Genomic DNA, 19,045 nt, shown 5'->3' on the forward strand with positions numbered 1-19,045 from the left:
AAATTTTCACTAAACTCTTCGAGGTGGCAGAAATAGCCCGTTTTACACCCCAACAGGTGAAATTCTACGAAGATAGTTTGAAGTATTATCGAGATTTACAAAATTCCCTCGATACTGCCCGCCAAGAGGGCATTGAAGAAGGTATTCAACAAGGAGTAAGGCAAGTAGCAATCCAGGGAATTGAGCAAGGTTTATCCGATGAGATACTGGTGAAATTAACCGGGTTAGACTTGGCAACCCTTGTAGAACTACGGCAAAACAGGTAGGGGCGCAACGCTTGCACCCAATCCCTGCGCCCGTTATCCTAAAATAAAAAGCAACCCCACCCCACGATGTACCACTTCCAAGAAAAATACATCAACCCCTTCACCGACTACGGCTTTAAAAAACTCTTTGGTGAAGAACCTAATAAAGACCTGTTGCTGGATTTTCTCAACGAACTGCTCCACAAAGAGCAGGGTCAAATTACCCAGCTTACCTATATCAAAAATGAACAGATCGGCACGGGAGAGCTAGACCGCAAAGCTATTTTTGATCTCTATTGCGAAAACGAGCGAGGGGAAAAGTTCATTGTTGAACTGCAAAAAAGTAAGCAGAACTTTTTCAAAGACCGTACAGTTTACTATGCTACATTCCCGATCCGTGATCAGGTACAGCGCGGCCCTTGGGATTATCAACTCAAAGCAGTGTATGCCATTGCCATTTTAGACTTCATCTTCGATGAAGACCAGCAAGAGCCAGAAAAATATCGCTATGATGTTAAGTTAACCGATATTGAAACCTGTAAGGTTTTCTATGATAAGCTCACATTTATTTACTTGGAAATGCCCAAGTTTAATAAAACGCTAGCACAACTTGAAACCCGTTTTGATAAATGGTTATATGTATTGCGAAATCTCCCCGATATTCAAGAAATTCCAGAAATTTTACAGGAAGAAATTTTCACTAAACTCTTCGAGGTGGCAGAAATAGCCCGTTTTACACCCCAACAGGTGAAATTCTACGAAGATAGTTTGAAGTATTATCGAGATTTACAAAATTCCCTCGATACTGCCCGCCAAGAAGGTATTGAGGAAGGTATCCGACGGGTAGCGATTCAGGGGATTGAGCAAGGTTTATCCGATGAGATGCTGGTGAAATTAACGGGGCTGAACTTAGCAACCATTGCCGAACTACGGCAAAACAGTTAGGGGCGCAACGCTTGCGCCCTTTGAGTGAGCATCAAGAAACCGGGTTGCTGAGGTTAGTATTGGTTGAATGAGGGGGTGGAAAAAACCCGGTTTCTGAGGTTTAACCTACACGGATTCCGCTTCTAAATCGGCGATCAGTCTGGTTAAATGGGCCACATCGGCCCGGTAGACTTCACCGCAAAAATGGCAGGTGGCTTCCGCTGATCCTTCTTTTTCCAGCATATCTTGCAGGTCTTGAACGCCAAACAGTTTTAATGCACCCAGGGCGCGATCGAAGGAGCAATCGCACTGATACCGCACCATCTGCACTTCTGGGAAAATATGTAGATCCAAGTCCCCGAGTAAATTCTGAAAAATATCCGGTAGGGATTGGCCTGCTTGCAGGAGGGGCGTAAAGCCCGTTAACCCCACCAGCCGACTTTCCAACAGTTCCACTAACGATTCATCTCGCGCTGCCTTGGGCAAGATTTGCAATAATAGACCCCCCGCCGCCGTTACGCCATTTTCTCCCACAAACACGCCCACCAATAATGCCGAAGGGGTTTGTTCGGAAGTGGAAAGGTAATGGGCCACATCTTCCCCCACTTCCCCAGAGATTAATTCAACTGTACTGGAATAGGGGTAGCCATAGCCCACATCCCGCACCACATAGAGGAAACCTTGACCCATCGCGCCCCCTACGTCCAGCTTGCCTTTGGCATTGGGGGGGAGTTCCACCTGGGGATTGATCACATAGCCCCGCACCGTGCCATCTAAGCCACCATCCACCAAAAGGCCGCCCAAGGGGCCATCACTGCGAATCCGGAGGTTAACGCGGGATTGAGGCTGTTTCATGCTCGAAGCGAGGAGCAGGCTGGCAGCCATGGCCCGGCCAAGGGCGGCGGTGGCCACATAGGAAAGGTGATGCCGTTGGCGGGCTTCTTCGGTGAGGCGGGTGCTGATCACCCCGACGGCTCGAATCCCCCCATTAGCAGCGGTAGCGCGAATCAGTTGGTCTGCCATGGATGTTGCAATGTGTCTTTTGATTAACTGTAGCGATATTTGTTGCTGCTCAGGATCCCCCCGGCTACGCCGACCCCCTTAAAAAGGGGGTTAAATTCTTAGAACCCCCCTTTTTAAGGGGGGCAGGGGGGATCTCCCCAATGGCTATAGGGATGATCGACTAAATAGGCGTTGAAATAACGGCGATCGCCTGATACCTCCGCCCCCACCCAATCCGGTAACGCCACTACTTGATCCGTCGTGGTGAGTTCCACTTCAGCCATAATTAACCCCTGATTTTCCCCTAAAAATTCATCCACTTCCCAGAGCAAATCTTGATAGGGGATTTTGTAGCGGATTTTGTCGATCAGGGGGCGATCGCACAGTTGGGAGAGCATTTCCTCGGCATCGGCCATGGGAATCTCATACTCATATTCCAGGCGGGCAATGCCATGGCTAGCCCCTTTGATGGTTAAAAAGGCCCGCATCCCGGCGACGCGGACGCGCACAGTGCGATCCGCGACAGCGTACCCATCGCCTCGGCTCAAATACCCCTGGCAATACCGCTCTCCCTTGGCCCCGGCTCGCCAAGCTTCTCCCTGCACTAAAAATTTCCGTTCAATTTCGGTAGGCATAGTTTCTCAAGATTCCCCAAAGAACCCCTTAAGCCTCCGATACAATGGCGATCAGAGGCAACCCCCCCAATCCCGGAGGCCAAGATGGTACAGACCCTGACCATTCCAGATCATCAAACATTGTCAATCAATCTGGTTGATTGATCCACAAAATCGCACTGTGGAAATCTATCGCGTCGGTTCACCCGTGGAACGGTTAGAGAATCCCACGGAACTAACGGGCGATCGCTTGTTGCCCGGTTTTCGGTTGGATCTACAACGGATTTGGGGGGAGCAAGCCCCGATTATGGGGGAATAATGGAAGAATAGAAGGAGCGATCTCCTTGAGCGTCCCTATCGCCCCTTTTTTGCCCATGCCCCAAACTGTTTGGCTTGCCCGCCATGGCAACCGCATTGATTTTGTGAACCCCGACTGGTTTAACACCGCTCCCCAACCCTATGATCCCCACCTTTCCCCCGATGGGGAAGTTCAGGCTCAGGAACTGGCCCAGCGGCTTGCCGGGGAAAACATCGATCGCATCCTCGTTTCCCCCTTTCTCCGCGCCCTCCAAACCGCCCAACCCATCGCCCAACACCATCATCTCCCCCTCCACATCGAACCGGGGTTAAGTGAATGGCTGAATGGGGAATGGATGGATGCAATGCCCGAAACTCGTAGCCTTGAGGAACTGATCCCCCAATTCCCCGAAATTGATCGCAACTATACCCCCGTTTTAATCCCCACATTCCCCGAAACTCAGGAGCAACTCCTGGCAAGGGCTGGGGAAGCGGCGCGGCGTTTGGTGGCCCGTTTTCCGGATCAGAATCTCCTCTTCGTTGGCCATGGCGCTTCCGTGGTGGGGGCCGCTTGGGGGCTGTTGGCGGATCGCCCCAAAATCCATGCCTCCCTCTGTTGCTTGGTAGAATTGCGCCAAACTCCCAAGGGCTGGCAACTGCAACGGGATGGCAGCGATACGGGCTACCTCACTCACCCCCAAACCCAAGTCCGCCTCCATTAAATTCACCCCATTGATCCCAAAAATTGCATATTATGAATGAATCCATACAATTAGATTGCCACTGGCAAGAGCGACTCAAACTAACTCCGGAACAACTGGCTGAATTTTGCCAACGTCGGCAGGTGATTGAATTGGCCTTGTTCGGTTCGGTTTTACGGGATGATTTTGATCAAGATAGTGATATTGATCTGTTAGTGACATTCGAGCTTGGTGCGCCGGTTAGCCTCTTAGATGTTGTGGATATGCAGTATGAGTTAGAGGCATTGTGCGATCGCTCTATTGACATTTTAACGAGAAAATCAGTAGAAACCAGTCCGAACTGGATGCGTCGTCAAGCTATTCTCAACAATGCTCAGATTATTTATGAATCGTGATCTCACCTATCTGCTTGATATTGCCTAGAATTGTCGAACTATTCTACAATTGATTGAGGATATGGATCGATCTACATTTATTGAAGATAAACGTACCCATTTGGCTATTCTCTATGAAATAACCATTGTTGGTGAAATTGTGAAACGCCTTTCCCCCCTATTTCGCCAAAATTACCCAGAAATCCCCTGGAAACAAATTGCCGGAATGCGAGATAAATTGGTTCATGATTATGATAAAGTTGATCTTGATTTGACATGGGAAGTTACCCAATCGAGCATTCCCAGATTGTTAAAGTTTGTAGAGCCTTTCATCCCGCCCCAGGAAATGGCAGATTAATTTTGCCCAATGGGTAACAGTGGATTTAAAATAAAGGATCGTTATACCCGCCCGTCCCTACCATGAACAGTGCTTTTTTACAGCGTCTCCACAGTCCCGAACGCCCCGTTTTAGTCTTTGATGGGGCTATGGGGACAAACCTCCAAGTGCAAAACCTCACCGCTGCGGATTTTGGCGGGCCGGAATATGAGGGCTGTAATGAATACCTGGTTTATACCAAGCCCGAAGCTGTGGCTACTGTCCATCGGGGCTTCCTTGCGGCCGGGGCGGATGTGATTGAAACCGATACCTTTGGGGGGACTTCCGTGGTGTTGGCGGAATATGATCTGGGCGATCGCGCCTATGAACTGAATAAAACCGCCGCTCAACTGGCCAAAACCGTCGCTGCTGAATTTTCCACTCCCGAAAAACCCCGGTTTGTGGCCGGCTCCATGGGGCCAGGGACGAAACTGCCCACCCTGGGCCATATTGATTTTGATACGCTCCGGGATGCCTATATTGAACAGGCGGCTGCCCTCTATGATGGCGGTGTGGATTTGTTCTTGGTGGAAACCTGTCAGGATGTGTTGCAGATTAAGGCAGCTTTGAATGCCATTGAGGAAGTATTTAAACAGAAAGGCGATCGCCTCCCCCTCATGGTTTCCGTCACGATGGAGCAAATGGGGACAATGTTAGTGGGAACCGAAATTGCCGCCGCCCTCACGATTTTAGAACCCTATCCCATCGATATTTTAGGGTTAAACTGTGCCACGGGGCCGGATTTAATGAAGCCCCATATTAAATATTTGGCGGAAAATTCCCCCTTTGTGGTTTCCTGTATTCCTAACGCCGGTTTACCGGAAAATGTCGGCGGTCAAGCCCATTACAAACTGACTCCGATGGAATTGCGGATGTCCTTAATGCACTTCATTGAAGATTTAGGCGTGCAAATTATTGGCGGTTGCTGTGGGACGCGCCCGGAACATATTCAAGCCCTCGCGGAAATTGCCCAAACCCTCACCCCCAAACCTCGCCAACCCCACCACGAACCCGCCGCCGCTTCGATCTACAGCCCCCAACCCTATATTCAAGATAATTCTTTCTTAATTATTGGCGAACGGCTCAACGCCAGCGGCTCGAAAAAATGCCGGGATTTGCTTAATAGTGAGGATTGGGATGGTTTAATTTCTTTGGCAAAAGCGCAGGTGAAAGAAGGGGCGCATATTCTTGATGTCAATGTCGATTATGTGGGCCGGGATGGCGTGAAAGATATGCACGAACTGGCCAGCCGGTTGGTGAATAATGTCACATTGCCCTTGATGTTAGATTCCACGGAATGGGAAAAAATGGAAGCCGGTTTAAAGGTGGCCGGTGGTAAATGTATGCTCAATTCCACGAACTACGAAGATGGGGAACCTCGGTTTTATCAGGTGTTGGATTTGGCGAAACGCTACGGGGCGGCGGTGGTGGTGGGAACCATTGATGAGGAGGGGATGGCGCGGACGGCGGCGCAGAAGTTTGCCATTGCCAAACGGGCCTATGAGGCGGCGATCGCCTACGGCCTCCCCCCCCATGAAATCTTTTTCGATCCCCTCGCGCTGCCCATTTCCACGGGGATTGAAGAGGATCGCGAAAATGGCAAGGCGACGGTGGAAGCGATTCGCCAAATTCGCGCCGAACTCCCCCATTGCCACATTCTGTTAGGGGTTTCTAATATTTCCTTTGGCTTAAATGCCGCAGCCCGTCAGGTGTTGAATTCAGTATTTTTGCATGAAACAATGGTGGCGGGGTTAGATAGTGCAATTGTGAGTGCCAGCAAGATCCTCCCCCTCGCTAAAATTGACCCGGAACATCAAAAAATTTGCCAAGACCTGATCTACGATCGCCGGGAATTCCAAGGGGATGCCTGCATCTATGATCCCTTGGGTAAGCTGACGGATCTCTTTGCCGGGAAAAAAGCGAAGAAAAGCGAAGCGGTGGATAAAAATCTACCCATTGATCAGCGGCTCAAGCAGCATATTATCGACGGGGAACGCATCGGTTTAGAGGAGGCTCTGGAGGAAGCCCGTCAGGATTATGATCCCTTGCATATTATCAACACTTTCCTCCTCGATGGCATGAAGGTGGTCGGGGAACTGTTTGGTTCGGGACAGATGCAATTGCCCTTTGTGCTGCAATCGGCCCAAACGATGAAGGCGGCGGTGGCCTATTTGGAACCTTTTATGGAGAAAAAAGCGGGGGATACCGGCAAAGGCACGTTTTTAATTGCGACGGTGAAGGGAGATGTTCACGATATTGGTAAAAATCTCGTGGATATTATCCTCTCCAATAATGGCTATCGGGTGATTAATTTGGGGATTAAGCAGCCGGTGGAAAATATTATCCAGGCTTACGAGGAGCATCAAGCGGATTGTATTGCCATGAGTGGCCTATTGGTGAAATCGACAGCGTTCATGAAGGAGAATTTAGCGATTTTCAATGAGAAAGGGATTACTGTGCCGGTGATTTTAGGGGGGGCGGCGTTAACGCCGAAGTTTGTCTATGGGGATTGTCAAGGGACCTATCAGGGCCAGGTCATTTATGGCAAAGATGCCTTTTCTGACCTCCATTTTATGGATAAGTTAATGCCCGCCAAAGCGGCGGGGGCTTGGGATGATCACCAAGGGTTTCAAGGGGAATTTGCCACGGAGAATCAACATCGGGCGATGACGTTAGAAGAACCCACAACCCCCAAAACTGAGGAACCGGCAGTCATTGACACGCGCCGCTCTGAAGCTGTAGCCATTGATATTCCTCGGCCTACGCCGCCTTTTTGGGGTACGAAAATTCTCACGGCTCAGGAGATTTCCCTTGAAGCGTTATTTTGGTATTTGGATTTGCAAGCCCTCTTTGCGGGTCAATGGCAATTCCGCAAACCCCAGGGGCAATCTCGCGAAGAATATGATCAATTCCTTGCCGCCAAAGTGGAGCCATTGTTAACGGAATGGCAGCGGCGGGTTGTTGTTGAAAAACTGCTGGAGCCGACAGTGGTTTATGGTTATTTCCCCTGTCAAGCGGAGGGGAATACGCTGCTGATTTATGATCCCCAGGAGCCGGAAGCGCGGCGGGAGGTGGCGCGGTTTACGTTCCCCCGGCAGCGATCGGGGCGGCGGCTCTGTATTGCGGACTTTTTCGCCCCGGTAGATTCGGGGGTGATTGATGTGTTTGCGATGCAGGCGGTGACGATGGGGGAGGTGGCGACGGAGTACGCCCAGCAGTTATTTAAGGCGGATGATTACACGAATTATCTCTATTTCCATGGCATGGCGGTGCAGATGGCGGAGGCGTTGGCGGAATGGACTCATGCGCGGGTGCGTCGGGAGTTGGGCTTTGGGGCGCAGGAGCCGGATAATATCCGCGAGGTGTTGCAGCAGCATTATCCTGGCTCTCGCTATAGTTTCGGGTATCCTGCTTGTCCGAATATGCAGGATCAGGTGACGCAGTTGGCGCTGTTGGGGGGCGATCGCATTGGTCTGACGATGGATGAGAGTGAGCAACTCCATCCGGAGCAGTCCACGACGGCGATTATCACCTATCACCCAGCGGCGAACTATTTCAGCGCCTAGGCCGCTCCGCAAAATCACGGGTCAATTTGGAGATTGTCACCTCTAGCCCCCAATCGTGATTTTTGCCGCCTATACTCAAGGTGGTGTGAGAGAAATAGGATAAAACCAGTGGGATGTGAGGTCGTAACACGGTCAGACCAAGCTCCCACTGGTTTTAACGACACCGATTGAGTGACGCAAGAGCATCTCACCAGAAAGGGGTGCTCTTGATTTCTTTTTGACGGCTAGAATTTGGGAAAGGTTGCGACTGGGTGTGAACATCAGTCAATATGCTGAAGGAATTCCTCGTGCCATGGCTCTGCCGTGGCGCGGGTGTTGGGCGGCTCTGCCGCCTAGGGAGGTTTGGATTGAGTTAAAGATCGGATTCTGTCAGATCGGCAATTTTCATCAATGCTTTTAATGTGCCTATTTTTAAATCACGATTTTGGTGAACGGGAATTGATAAAATTTTGTCTTGATTAGGGTTTTCATAAATGTGATGGCTGCCTGTAATTTTGCGTAAAATCCAGCCCTTGTTTTCGATGATTTTACAAAGCTTTTTACCAGAGACAGATTTCATATCGCAATTTCAACAATTTTATCGGTGGGTTGAGTGGTTTGGAGTTTATTGGCAACGGTTAACCAGCCTTCGATGGCATCTTGTAAATTATTGGTGACTTCTTCTAGGGTGTCTCCTTCAGTGATACAGCCGGGGAGTGCGGGGACTTCTGCCCAATAACCGCCTTCTTCGGCGGTATGAATAATGGCTTTGATTTTCATGGGTTAATTTTGGATGGAATCGTTAATCATTGAGGATAGCACTGAGTACAAGCCAGAAACCGGGTTTCTTGCATTGCCTTGTTTTCCCACTGTAACCTCACTGAAACCCGGTTTCTTATCCTCGGCGTAGAAACCGGGTTGTTTAGCCTCTCTCGTTTTTGGCGGACATTTTGAGAAAAACCCGGTTTCTCATTTGCTTGGGAATATCGAAAGAGGATAGATGGTTAAAAAGTGCTGGGGGCAACGACACGAAAACCGATGTAGTTGTACTTGAGGACGCGAGTGCTGAGGCTGCGAAAGGCAAAACGGCAGTTTTTTGGGTAGCTGCCCCAAGAACCACCACGCAGCAGCTTGCTTGATATTGATTTATTATTCAACAACCCTTTTAGCCACTCTTTGTTAGTTTGAGAATGATTATCATTGTCTATCCATGCCCTTCCATCTGTTGGCGCATCCTGATAACTCCCGTGCCAATCATCTAAACACCACTCCCACACATTCCCGTGCATATCATGGAGTCCCCAAGTATTGGGGACATTTAAACTCCCCACCGGGATCGTTTTCTGGCGATATTCCCCTTTTTTTCCTTTGCCATAGGTGTGGTTGCCGTCATAGTTGGCCACTTGAGGGGAGAGGGTGGGGCCGAAGTGAAATGGGGTCGTTGTTCCGGCTCGACAGGCATATTCCCATTCGGCTTCACTGGGCAGACGGTAGAATTTGCCAGTAGCTTGGCTTAACCGGAGACAGAACTTAATGCAGTCTTCCCAACTCACCGTTTCCACAGGATTGTTTTCGCCTTTGAAGCGAGAAGGATCAGGATTCAAAAATTGTGTTACTTGGGGCAGTTGGGCGACAATTTGCCATTGTGCTTGGGTGATAGCGGTGCGACCCATGAAAAATTCCGGTACAATCACCCGATGCTGGGGGCCTTCATCATTGGATCGCTCTGTTTCATTCTTCGGTGCGCCCATCATAAATTCTCCCGCCGGAATCCTCACCATTTCTAGATTTAATCCTTCGGCCGATTCCAAATAACCCTGATTTTGTCCCTTTTGCCGTTGGATAATCCCCCCCTGCTCATTCAGCGTGATGATCTCATAGTGATAGGTTTGAATAGGTCGCGTTATAGATGTAGAGGTTTGAGAGGGAAGGGATGATTTTGCAGGAGAAGATGTTTTCGGAGTAGGATCGAGATCGACTAAAACCTCTGTTGTGGATTGATAACGTTTTTTTGATGCTTGCTCAACCAGTCGATCTAAAATTTTTCCTAAATTTTCACTGACTTGATTGCCATTCAAATAATCCCGCCAAACCCATTTTCCATCATGGACGGCATATAAATCAAACGGACTGACCTGCGTTAGTAAATGCAAGCAAGTCACCCCTAAACTATACAGATCACTATTAAATCGCGCTTTCCCCATACCTTGCTCTGGGGCGCAATATTCCGCTGAACCAATCCGAGTTCCGGTCACAGTCCGTTGCAACTGCTGCAACACCTTTGCCGCTCCAAAATCAACTAAAACTAACTTTTGATCAGTCCGACGACGAATAATATTTTCTGGCTTAATATCTCGGTGAATTACATTTTTTTCATGAACAAACGCCAAAATATTTAACAAATCCACCAATAACGCTCGAATCTGCTGCTCTGAAAATACCCCCTGATTCGCCAGTTCTTCCTTAAGTGTGATCCCATTGATAAACTCCTGAATCAAATAGGACTGATTGTTTTCAATAAAATAGGCAAATAACTCCGGAATTTGGGAATGCTTGCCCAAAATCTCCAACTGTTGCGCCTCCTGCTCAAAGAGGGCGATCGCCTTAGGCAGCATTTCAGGATCTAAATCCTGGGGTAAAAACTGCTTAATCACACAAAACGGCTTCGAGGGCTTATCCTCATCCACCGCCAAAAAAGTACGCCCAAACCCCCCCTGACCAATCACCTCCTTCGCCCAATACCGCCCCCGCAACAACAACGGATTCCCGCATCTCTGGCAAAACTGGTGGCCGTCCGGGTTCGGCTGACGACAGACAGGATTCAAACAGTGGCGCATGACGAAAAGAAAAATGCAATAAATCTATTGTAGGCAAAGAACGGGATCAGAAACTGGGTTTCTTTCACGACTGGCGATCCATTGTGTCAGAGGATGATTAAAGATGAGTTCCCCACCAGCAAATATTTCCCGCACCATAATTCCAAATCGCCCCTGACCTAAAGGGATTGAATTAGGCAACCCATAAGGATTGGGCAAAGCGGATTGAATAGAGCAGGAGCATAAGACCAGAGAAACTGAGGACAAAACGGGCGAGTTTGGGGTGATGGTGGAGCCAGAGGCCAGCGGCGATCGCCACTGTCACAATCCCATAACTGTAGCGTTCCAGAGAGGCAGTTCGCCCCGAACTGAGCAGACCGATGAAACTGAAAATGCCGTAGAGGAGGGCGATCGCTGGTATTTCCCCCCGATACCGCCACAACAACACCATCCCCCCCACAATCATGCAGATATTGAGTAACGGATCACCCGCAATCAGCCAGGCAATCATGAATAATCCTCCCCCCACATAAACCCGACCCCGAAATTGCGATCGCCCCACCCAAACTGCCAAACCAATTAATACCAACACCGCCAACGGATAAAAGGGATCTTGAAACCCCGCTTCCCCCATATTCGCTGGGCCGAGAAACACTTCACCCAACATAATTAGCCACCCCTGGCCATAGAAATGATCTGGCACATTCCAAGCTTTTTGTACCTTCAAAAAAGCCAATGGCTCGCCAAACTCGAACCAACAAAATAGGCTGTATAGAGCCGCACCAACGCCGGTAGAGAGGGCGGCTAAATAGGCCCCGATACCACGCCGTTCACGCCAAGCAATGATCAAAAGAGCGGGGACAAGGGCAAGGCCAGGGAGGCGGGTAGCGGTGGTGCAGGCTCCCCAAAGGGCGGCTTGCCAATGGTGGCCACGGTCGAAGGCGGCCAAGGCGGCGATACTGAAGACGAGAAACAACGCTTCAGTATAAATGACGGTGCTGAAGAGGGAGAAGGGACACCAGGCAAGGATGATTACGGCCCAGCGGGCGATCGCTTCCCCTTGGCGTTCTTGAAGCCAGCGGTAGAGTAGGATCAAACTGATTAAAAATGCGCTATTTGTGATTAAAATGCCCGCAACTTCAAAGGGTAAACCGAGGGCCATCGCGCCATGAATTAAGAGGGGGAAGAGGGGAAAAAAGGCGATGTTATGGGCTTGGCCATCGGCAACGTAGCTGTAGCCGGTGGTGGCGATATTTTCGTAAAAGAAGCCATCCCAACCGGCAAAGGCTGACCAATGGAAGAGGGCCTGTTCACCGCCAGGGGGGGCAGGGAGGAGGGGCGCAATCCCCAGGAGGCCCAGTAAAACCCACAGCCGACTGAGGGCCCAAAGGGTAATGGGAAAGCTGTATGGGTTTTTGAACGACAACATAGGGTGGGGAGGGGAAAATCGCAACTATTATACGCTCATTTCCTGAGGCTAGAATCGGGTTGCTCGTATCTCCGGGTTTTTTCACGACAACATCAGAAAAACCCGGTTTCTCAATTTTGGGATTCCTGGGTTAAAAATTGCTCCTCTAGGGCGGCTTGAAGGGCGATCGCCACCGCTTTATTCCCCACTGGGGTGAGATGTACCGAATCGCGATAATAGCCCTCGACTTCTGCGGGGGGAACAGTTTGCCAATGCTGATGAAGATTGATAACCGGAATATTTTCAGCGGCTAAAAATGTCAAAAATTCTTCACCATAAAAGGGTTCTAAGGGTTCAGGAATCACCTCCACACGGTAGGGAACAAATAACACCCAAACTGGCAAATTTTGCTGACGGCTCCAATCTAGAATTGCTCTTAATTGGCGGCGATTTTCCTGCCATTGGGCATCTATATCCTGGGGGGCAGGAATTTCTCCTGGGAGGGGCCAGCCCCAACGTTTTGCCATGGGGGGATAAAAATAGCGCTGCCATACTTCTTGAAAGGCCAATAAGGGCCGGTGATCTGGATAGTTAAAATCCACACCGACGCGATCGCCCTTGCTGGTGGGCTGAATTAAATCATGGCTACCAATTTGTAAAATTAGCAAATCACTCTCAAACCTGCCAAATTTGCGCAGATATCCCCACTGATTGCCAATCCCCCAAGACCCCGCCGAGGCATTTAAGACTTGGGCATTGATGCCCTTGGCGGTTAAGCGGGTTTGGAGAATTTCGGTAATAATTTCCTCCTGATCCGTCGGTGTACCGCCGTTTAGCACGGAATCTCCGGTCATTAAAATGCGCAATTGATCCGCTGGCTTGGGGGATACTACCGGGCTTGACCGTTGGGAATAGGCGTTATAAATTACTTCATGGCCAAAGCGGACAACGCGCTGATTGGGTTGGAAACGATAGCCGGTGGCTTCATCGGCCATGCTTAAGACGGGATTGCCGAAGCCAAAACCCCAGCGTAGGCCTAATTCCATCAGCAGGATCACAATCAACGCGCTGCCGCCCAACCATTGCCATCGTTGTTTCATCCTTGGATTTTGTCCACTGTATGCCCGGTTAAAATCCACAATACGCCCCGCCCCCCATCCCGGACAATGGCCCACCAAGGTTCGGGAGGGGTTTGGGTGGGGACGGTGATGGGGGTAATGGCGATGCCATAGCGCCCGAAAATCAGATAGGCCAAGACTTGGGCGCGGCTCATGTGGAAATCGGAGGTGATCAGATAAACATGGCGGAGATGGCGCGATCGCAAGGCTTCGACCATGGTTGTAAAGTTGGTGACGGTATCCACCGCCCGGCGATCGTAATGAACACGGTTGAGATCTACCCCCACCTGAGCAAAATAGCTGCGGGATTGGGTTTCAGGCATACCGCTGGAGATGAATACATTTAAATGGGGGTGTGCCTGGGCAAAGTAGGCGGCAAAATATTCCCGATCAAAATCTCCCCCCAAAACGAGAATGGCCTCGGGTTGGGGCGCAATTTGGCGGGTATGCTGTAGCCGCCCCCAAAGACTGAAGTTGAAGGCGAGGATGATCCCGCAACTGATGAGGAGGGTTTTAACTCCTAGCGATCGCCATCTCTGCATCCTAGTTAGGCTCCAAAGATCATCCCCATCCTACAAAATTTTTCCTCAACATCGCCGCCATGCCACGGCGGAATAAACCACGGAGGGGGCGATCGCCTCCGGTAGGGCGAAAAAGCGAGTACCCGCCGGTATGGGTGTGATGGTCATTGTTGCCAAGGGCAACCCACGGGTTGCCGCTGCTAAATCGGTTTCTGTCACCACCAACAGCCCCAACCATTGCCACCATTCTCGTAATTCTGGGGCTAGTTCCTCTGAGGTGAACCCTAATCCGAGGTAAATCTGTCCCCCACTGACCACGCCATCGCAGAGTTTCGCCAGGAGGAGCCGCAGGGTTTGGGGATCGCGCAAACTGGTGAGGGCTAAATCGAGGGCGATCGCCCCCTCAAAGGCAGCAGGATCGAGCCGCGCTAAGGGATCAAGGAAGTTTTGACGGTGGTTGATGTCAACCCCGCCATCCCCTCGCCATTCCCAGGTTTCCACAGTATAGCCTTGGGAACGAAGGGCGATCGCCCCCTCACCATCCCCCGCCCCCACCTCCACAATCCGACTCCCCCCCCTTAAACCCTGCACCGCATCCACCATTAATACTCGTCGTTCCTCTCCCCAATCGGGATAAAGCAACGGCTCCACCGTCGTTGTAAACCCACAGGTGACACCCAACGCCGGGGGAGAAGGGGGGTGAATTTCAATCCTTAACATTGCCCTGGGCCCCGTGGCAAAGGCTTGGGTAATCAAGGGTTGCAAGCTGGCGGCCAGTTCCTCCCGCTCATTCCCCTCAAAGGGCTGACCAAAGGATTCCACCAGCCCCGCCACCTTCTCCACAATGGCATCCAATTGGGAAGGAATCGAGGGCAAGGCAATAGTGGCATGGAGGGAGATGTGCGATCGCCACACCTGCCCCAACCAAACCCCCGCCCCCATCATGTCACCGTCACCTTAAACTGACCCGGCGACGTAATCTTAATCGTCCCCCCAAAAGCACAATTACAAATCGACGTATCCGACAACGCCGGAAACACCCCAATCTTCGGCTTCACCGCCCCCGGTGTCCAAGGCCCCACAATCACCGGCGTACAAGGCATTGGCGTTAACACCCCAAACGCCGCCGCCGTTGCCGCTGCCACCGCCGGATTCGCCATAGAAGTACAAACCCCAAAGGGCAAAATATTCACAAAAGGCACAAAATCCATAATCGATGCCGCAAAAGTCGATGCCAAAACAGGAGTTCCCTTCGGAATCACCATCAAACTACTCGGTGCAGCCCCAAAGGGAATGCACTGCATCATCGCGCCCATCGTCACTAACATTGGCATTGCTTAATCCTCCTAACCTAAACTAATAGAAGCTGCTGAAACACTCACCGTTGCCGACCCTTTAATTGTCGTCATACTTCCCTCTACCGTTGTCATCGCCGTTGACTTTAAATTAACACTTGCCACCGATATTTCTAACTTATTACCTCCTACGGTTAACGCAATATCCGTCTGACCCTTGAGATTGATTTTCATCGCATCCAAATTAATATTTTTTCCCGCCCCCGCCTTTAAATTAATATCCCCGGAAGAAGTAACATCAATACTCCGACCATTATCATCCAGCGTCACCTTATGACCCCCCGAAGACTTCAGTTCAATTTTTTTGCCTTGATCATCTAAAACAGCCTCATGACCGCCAGCAGTCTTAGCTTGAATCTTTTTATTTTTATTATCAAGCCGAATTAAAAATCCGCCCTTCGTTTTGATCTCAATAAATTCTTCCGTATCATTGAAGTGTAAATAATACTTCTCTTTCGTATCTAGATAAATTCCCTTTTTAACTGCACTTTTATCCTCCTCAACAAACTGTAATTGATGACCCGTGCGCGTCTTAAACGTGCGTAAACGTACCTTGCCATCCACCACACTATCCGTCACCACCGTTGGCGGTGCATCTTTGCCATTCCACACCCCGCCAATCACATAGGGGCGATGAATATCCCCATGCTCAAAGGCCACCAACACCTCATCATCAATCTCTGGCAAAACATCAAACCCCCGATCCGGGCCGGCCCCAATAGCCACCACCCGCGCCCAATAACTCGCATGGGCATCTTCCCCTTCCTTCGGCGTTAATGTGGGAAACCAAACCCGTACCCGCCCCCATTTTTTGGGATCATTATTATCGGTCACTTGACCCACCATTAACGTCTGACCCGGCTGTAAGCGGGTGGGAGGGGCAAGGGTAGCGAATAAATCACCCCCGCGCAAACCTCGCACGCTAAATTCAGTAATATAAACCCGTTCTTCATAAATATGGCGCGTTTCCGTTACATAATAATCACCACTATACTTGCCCATTTCCTTGAGCTTAATCACCTTACCAGGACAAAGCTTAGGATTGCCCTCTGCACGAGCATCGGCTACGACAAATTCCCCCCCTAACTCATTAACCAAAGCCTGGGCGATCGTATCCGCTTCTGCTGTACTGGCAATCGGATGATCAACGACAATCACCTTAGGATTTGTGGGTTTACCACTGAATTTACTACTGGTGCTTTTTCCTTTGCCATAATCCGTACTGGTTAAAACTTGATCAGTATTTTTAGTCGAAACAATCGGTTCTTTTTTTGTATAATCCCAACCCCGCACCTCCACTGAACTCACCTGTTCCGCACTGGAGACCCGCACCCGAAAATCATACAAATCTTTCAACCACGTTAAATCAACAGTAGCATCGGAACTAGGCTTACGAAAATTTAATTTTCCATCCTGCACAAAAAGCTCATAGCCATTGCGAGCCGCCCGCTCCCGCAAAAATTCCATATTGGTTTGATTTTCCTGAAAAACATACTCATGAACAGGAGTAGTCGAATCAACAGTATTCGCTGAAATTCCAACTTCACCAATAATATTATTAACAATATCACTATCTGTTTTATCTTGAAAAGAGCGATTGAATCGACCGCGATGTAACCGATGGGAAACATCATAGCCCCGGATGATAATGGGAGCATCAGAACCACTGGTAAATTGCGTTTCAATGGCAGTAATTTCTCCTTTGATGACAGTTCCCTCATTGCGGTCATCAAATTCTTTATCTTCCGTCGTGCTGGAAATAAAACCAACTTCAATTTCTTTGCCAATTTCAAAAATACTGTCGTGCTGCCAGAATTTATCGTTGGCATTGCCCGGAAACTTTGAATTACGAATAATCAGCGTAAACATGGCGGGCAAATGTAAACTTTGTTCAATCGCAATTTGCACAATATCATTCATCAAGTCTTTTGATGCATCACTACCCGCAATCTTAATACTGGGCTGGGAAATATAAGTCGTTGCCATGATTGTTCAATTTTGGAGAAATAAATTATCGATTGGGGGTACTACCTCGGCCAAAGGGATTGGTAGATCCACTGGCGGCAATAGATTCAACTTCTTTTAAATCTAAAGAGCTAATGACGGCTTGAACGGGTGTCCCATCAATTAAAAATCGAGTAATGTCAAAATCAAGAGATTCAATAAAACAACGGCGAATATATTGATTTTGTCCCCAAATAAATGTGTAGGTTGGCGGCCGCTTCCCTTTGGCTTCTCCTTTGTCAGCAAAGTCAAGGGCTTTCAAAAATTTACCAATATATTTTTCAATCACATTTTCACCTGTTTCATAGGTATCAAACCGAATATCTGAAATTGTGAGTACTCTTGTACAGGGGCCTTTGAAGCTCACTTTGGGTGAACCTTCTTCTGTTCTTGCTGCGGATTCAACGTTCAGATTGATAGACTGCTTAAATTGCAATTTAGCAGGGTTAAATTGAAATTCAATATTATCACTTTCATCCGATGTCAGGATTGCTTTTTCTAGTTTTCCTGTGGGGATTGGACTTTTGCTCATCGGTGTGCCTCCAAATTAATAATTAACAGTTTACCAAGGTCTTCGGCCAGCGTAGCCTCGCCCATGGCGTTCTTGCTCAATGGTAATCCGTTGCTGAACAATGTGATAAATGGCATGGGCAAGGCGTTCAAGATGATCTGCTTCAGTCTGTTCAGTTTGATACTGATTAGCATAGGAATATTCCGATTTTAAATCATTATCTGTTTTTTCACTATCTACATCGTCAGATTTTTGAATTGTACCCTGAATATTTTGTTGTCCTAAAACCTTAACACCTTGGGGGGTGAATTCTAAAGTTTTGGTGCTCTTGAGCTTGGGGTCAGTTTGGGCTTGAATGACTCCTTTGACGGAATTCCATTTTTTAGGTTTGCCTTGATTGGCTTGGAGGTTTTTAGTTTTGCCCAGGGGTTTTTTCTGGGGTGTTAGAGATTTCCTCGTTAGGGGGGTTTGCGGTTCTGGGTTGGCCTGTCTTTGGATTGATTCAGGATTGGGGCCACTGCCTGCCAAGAGTTCAGCAATGTTTGACCAGCTTTCAGGGATGGTTGTACCTGGGTTGGGGCTGGGTGAAGTTTGGGGATTGGGTTGCTTTTGGATGATGGGGGTTGGTGTGGGTGTGGGGGGGGGCGATCGCCTTAAAGGACTAAATCGACTAATTTGATTTAAGACCTGAGGTAGTTTATCACTTTTGACAAGCTGGGTTTGTCCTAAGGGTTTTCCTGCATTTTTCGATTTTTCAGGTTTCATTTTTTGCTGAACAACATCAGGAGAGCGAGACTCACTCACTTCAGTTTGACGCTGAACAGTTTCAGGAGAATAGGTTTCGCTAATTTGAGACGGAACAGAAAAATCCTGCTCTTGCCTTTGAATCACTTCAGGTGAGCTAGCCTGACCAATTTCTGATTGACGCTGAACAGTTTCAGGATCGCTAGGCTGACTAACTTCAGTTTGACGCTGAACAGTTTCAGGAAAATCGGTTTCGCTAATTTGAGACGGAACAGAAAAATCTTGCTCTTGTCGTTGAATTACTTCAGGGGAGCTAGGCTGACTGATTTCTGATTGACGCTGAATAGTTTCAGGATCGCTAGGCTGACTAACTTCAGTTTGACGCTGAACAACTTCAGGAAAATCGGTTTCGCTAATTTGAGACGGAACAGAAAAATCCTGCTCTTGCCTTTGAATCACTTCAGGTGAGCTAGCCTGACCAATTTCTGAT

The 19,045-nt window shown here is 49.1% G+C and carries 19 protein-coding genes and 1 pseudogene; 7 read left to right on the forward strand and 13 right to left on the reverse strand.

The features are described 5' to 3' along the window. Both VB712_RS18795 and VB712_RS18800 read left to right on the forward strand, forming a co-directional pair. Positions 1-266: pseudogene (locus tag VB712_RS18795) on the forward strand (Rpn family recombination-promoting nuclease/putative transposase); the annotation flags it as partial. A gap of 66 nt (positions 267-332) precedes the next feature. Continuing rightward, positions 333-1,190 (forward strand): Rpn family recombination-promoting nuclease/putative transposase, encoded by an 858-nt coding sequence (locus VB712_RS18800; RefSeq protein WP_323257565.1) that lies wholly within the window; start codon positions 333-335, stop codon positions 1,188-1,190. A 105-nt stretch (positions 1,191-1,295) separates the two neighbouring features. Here the strand turns inward: VB712_RS18800 and hslO are convergent, their stop codons facing one another. Together hslO and VB712_RS18810 are read right to left on the reverse strand one after the other, a co-directional pair. Beyond that, complete coding sequence (gene hslO / locus VB712_RS18805; protein WP_323257567.1) at positions 1,296-2,192, reverse strand: Hsp33 family molecular chaperone HslO; 897 nt, start codon at positions 2,190-2,192, stop codon at positions 1,296-1,298. A gap of 113 nt (positions 2,193-2,305) precedes the next feature. Next, positions 2,306-2,806, reverse strand: coding sequence for a CYTH domain-containing protein (locus VB712_RS18810; protein WP_323257569.1), 501 nt, complete (start codon positions 2,804-2,806; stop codon positions 2,306-2,308). A 109-nt stretch (positions 2,807-2,915) separates the two neighbouring features. Between VB712_RS18810 and VB712_RS18815 the strand changes: the two genes are divergently transcribed. The 5 genes from VB712_RS18815 to metH all read left to right on the forward strand — a co-directional run bounded on the left by VB712_RS18815 (position 2,916) and on the right by metH (position 8,099). After that, positions 2,916-3,104 (forward strand): Uma2 family endonuclease, encoded by a 189-nt coding sequence (locus VB712_RS18815; RefSeq protein ID WP_416236398.1) that lies wholly within the window; start codon positions 2,916-2,918, stop codon positions 3,102-3,104. Between the two features lie 55 nt (positions 3,105-3,159). Beyond that, positions 3,160-3,804, forward strand: a complete 645-nt coding sequence (locus tag VB712_RS18820; protein ID WP_323257571.1) for a histidine phosphatase family protein — start codon at positions 3,160-3,162, stop codon at positions 3,802-3,804. 32 nt (positions 3,805-3,836) lie between these two features. Then, a complete protein-coding gene (locus VB712_RS18825; protein WP_323257573.1) occupies positions 3,837-4,178 on the forward strand; it encodes a nucleotidyltransferase family protein in 342 nt (113 codons plus the stop codon). Between the two features lie 40 nt (positions 4,179-4,218). Next, complete coding sequence (locus tag VB712_RS18830) at positions 4,219-4,515, forward strand: DUF86 domain-containing protein (protein WP_323257603.1); 297 nt, start codon at positions 4,219-4,221, stop codon at positions 4,513-4,515. A gap of 62 nt (positions 4,516-4,577) precedes the next feature. Next, positions 4,578-8,099, forward strand: a complete 3,522-nt coding sequence (gene metH / locus VB712_RS18835) for a methionine synthase (RefSeq protein ID WP_323257575.1) — start codon at positions 4,578-4,580, stop codon at positions 8,097-8,099. A gap of 352 nt (positions 8,100-8,451) precedes the next feature. On the opposite strand, the gene VB712_RS18840 is transcribed toward metH, so the two are convergent. The 11 genes from VB712_RS18840 to VB712_RS18890 all read right to left on the reverse strand — a co-directional run. Then, positions 8,452-8,658, reverse strand: coding sequence for a type II toxin-antitoxin system HicA family toxin (locus VB712_RS18840; protein ID WP_323257577.1), 207 nt, complete (start codon positions 8,656-8,658; stop codon positions 8,452-8,454). Continuing rightward, entirely contained in the window at positions 8,655-8,858 is a 204-nt protein-coding gene (locus VB712_RS18845; protein ID WP_323257579.1) for a type II toxin-antitoxin system HicB family antitoxin, read from the reverse strand. Before VB712_RS18845 ends, VB712_RS18840 begins: the two co-directional genes overlap by 4 nt. Positions 8,859-9,082: 224 nt before the next feature. Then, positions 9,083-10,915 carry a bifunctional serine/threonine-protein kinase/formylglycine-generating enzyme family protein gene (locus tag VB712_RS18850; RefSeq protein ID WP_323257581.1) on the reverse strand — a complete coding sequence of 611 codons (1,833 nt, stop codon included), beginning with the start codon at positions 10,913-10,915 and terminating at the stop codon, positions 9,083-9,085. Between the two features lie 172 nt (positions 10,916-11,087). Then, positions 11,088-12,323 (reverse strand): mannosyltransferase family protein, encoded by a 1,236-nt coding sequence (locus VB712_RS18855; RefSeq protein WP_323257583.1) that lies wholly within the window; start codon positions 12,321-12,323, stop codon positions 11,088-11,090. A gap of 110 nt (positions 12,324-12,433) precedes the next feature. Then, the gene (locus VB712_RS18860) at positions 12,434-13,402 is read right to left on the reverse strand and encodes an SGNH/GDSL hydrolase family protein (RefSeq protein ID WP_323257585.1); all 969 of its coding nucleotides are present in this window, start codon (positions 13,400-13,402) and stop codon (positions 12,434-12,436) included. Beyond that, positions 13,399-13,962, reverse strand: a complete 564-nt coding sequence (locus VB712_RS18865; RefSeq protein ID WP_323257587.1) for a YdcF family protein — start codon at positions 13,960-13,962, stop codon at positions 13,399-13,401. Before VB712_RS18865 ends, VB712_RS18860 begins: the two co-directional genes overlap by 4 nt. A 45-nt stretch (positions 13,963-14,007) precedes the next feature. Continuing rightward, positions 14,008-14,883, reverse strand: coding sequence for a hypothetical protein (locus VB712_RS18870; RefSeq protein WP_323257589.1), 876 nt, complete (start codon positions 14,881-14,883; stop codon positions 14,008-14,010). Continuing rightward, positions 14,883-15,275, reverse strand: coding sequence for a DUF4280 domain-containing protein (locus VB712_RS18875; protein WP_323257591.1), 393 nt, complete (start codon positions 15,273-15,275; stop codon positions 14,883-14,885). Before VB712_RS18875 ends, VB712_RS18870 begins: the two co-directional genes overlap by 1 nt. A 12-nt stretch (positions 15,276-15,287) precedes the next feature. After that, positions 15,288-17,282, reverse strand: coding sequence for a VgrG-related protein (locus VB712_RS18880; protein WP_323257593.1), 1,995 nt, complete (start codon positions 17,280-17,282; stop codon positions 15,288-15,290). A 25-nt stretch (positions 17,283-17,307) separates the two neighbouring features. Continuing rightward, positions 17,308-17,832, reverse strand: coding sequence for a hypothetical protein (locus VB712_RS18885; protein ID WP_323257595.1), 525 nt, complete (start codon positions 17,830-17,832; stop codon positions 17,308-17,310). Positions 17,833-17,862: 30 nt separating this feature from the next. Beyond that, the coding region (locus VB712_RS18890; RefSeq protein WP_323257597.1) for a hypothetical protein at positions 17,863-19,045 on the reverse strand (1,183 nt) is incomplete at its 5' end.

The sequence above is a fragment of the Spirulina sp. CCNP1310 genome, assembly GCF_034932185.1.
Classification (GTDB): domain Bacteria; phylum Cyanobacteriota; class Cyanobacteriia; order Cyanobacteriales; family Spirulinaceae; genus Spirulina.

What these genes read in the sequence shown, in the direction of transcription:
- VB712_RS18800 (WP_323257565.1), top strand. Translation starts at nt 333, where the DNA reads ATGTACCACTTCCAAGAAAAATACATCAACCCCTTCACCGACTACGGC.
- VB712_RS18850 (WP_323257581.1), bottom strand. Translation starts at nt 10,915, where the DNA reads ATGCGCCACTGTTTGAATCCTGTCTGTCGTCAGCCGAACCCGGACGGC.
- VB712_RS18885 (WP_323257595.1), bottom strand. Translation starts at nt 17,832, where the DNA reads ATGAGCAAAAGTCCAATCCCCACAGGAAAACTAGAAAAAGCAATCCTG.
- metH (WP_323257575.1), top strand. Translation starts at nt 4,578, where the DNA reads ATGAACAGTGCTTTTTTACAGCGTCTCCACAGTCCCGAACGCCCCGTT.
- hslO (WP_323257567.1), bottom strand. Translation starts at nt 2,192, where the DNA reads ATGGCAGACCAACTGATTCGCGCTACCGCTGCTAATGGGGGGATTCGA.
- VB712_RS18845 (WP_323257579.1), bottom strand. Translation starts at nt 8,858, where the DNA reads ATGAAAATCAAAGCCATTATTCATACCGCCGAAGAAGGCGGTTATTGG.
- VB712_RS18860 (WP_323257585.1), bottom strand. Translation starts at nt 13,402, where the DNA reads ATGAAACAACGATGGCAATGGTTGGGCGGCAGCGCGTTGATTGTGATC.
- VB712_RS18840 (WP_323257577.1), bottom strand. Translation starts at nt 8,658, where the DNA reads ATGAAATCTGTCTCTGGTAAAAAGCTTTGTAAAATCATCGAAAACAAG.
- VB712_RS18855 (WP_323257583.1), bottom strand. Translation starts at nt 12,323, where the DNA reads ATGTTGTCGTTCAAAAACCCATACAGCTTTCCCATTACCCTTTGGGCC.
- VB712_RS18825 (WP_323257573.1), top strand. Translation starts at nt 3,837, where the DNA reads ATGAATGAATCCATACAATTAGATTGCCACTGGCAAGAGCGACTCAAA.
- VB712_RS18880 (WP_323257593.1), bottom strand. Translation starts at nt 17,282, where the DNA reads ATGGCAACGACTTATATTTCCCAGCCCAGTATTAAGATTGCGGGTAGT.
- VB712_RS18875 (WP_323257591.1), bottom strand. Translation starts at nt 15,275, where the DNA reads ATGCCAATGTTAGTGACGATGGGCGCGATGATGCAGTGCATTCCCTTT.
- VB712_RS18820 (WP_323257571.1), top strand. Translation starts at nt 3,160, where the DNA reads ATGCCCCAAACTGTTTGGCTTGCCCGCCATGGCAACCGCATTGATTTT.
- VB712_RS18810 (WP_323257569.1), bottom strand. Translation starts at nt 2,806, where the DNA reads ATGCCTACCGAAATTGAACGGAAATTTTTAGTGCAGGGAGAAGCTTGG.
- VB712_RS18870 (WP_323257589.1), bottom strand. Translation starts at nt 14,883, where the DNA reads ATGGGGGCGGGGGTTTGGTTGGGGCAGGTGTGGCGATCGCACATCTCC.
- VB712_RS18865 (WP_323257587.1), bottom strand. Translation starts at nt 13,962, where the DNA reads ATGCAGAGATGGCGATCGCTAGGAGTTAAAACCCTCCTCATCAGTTGC.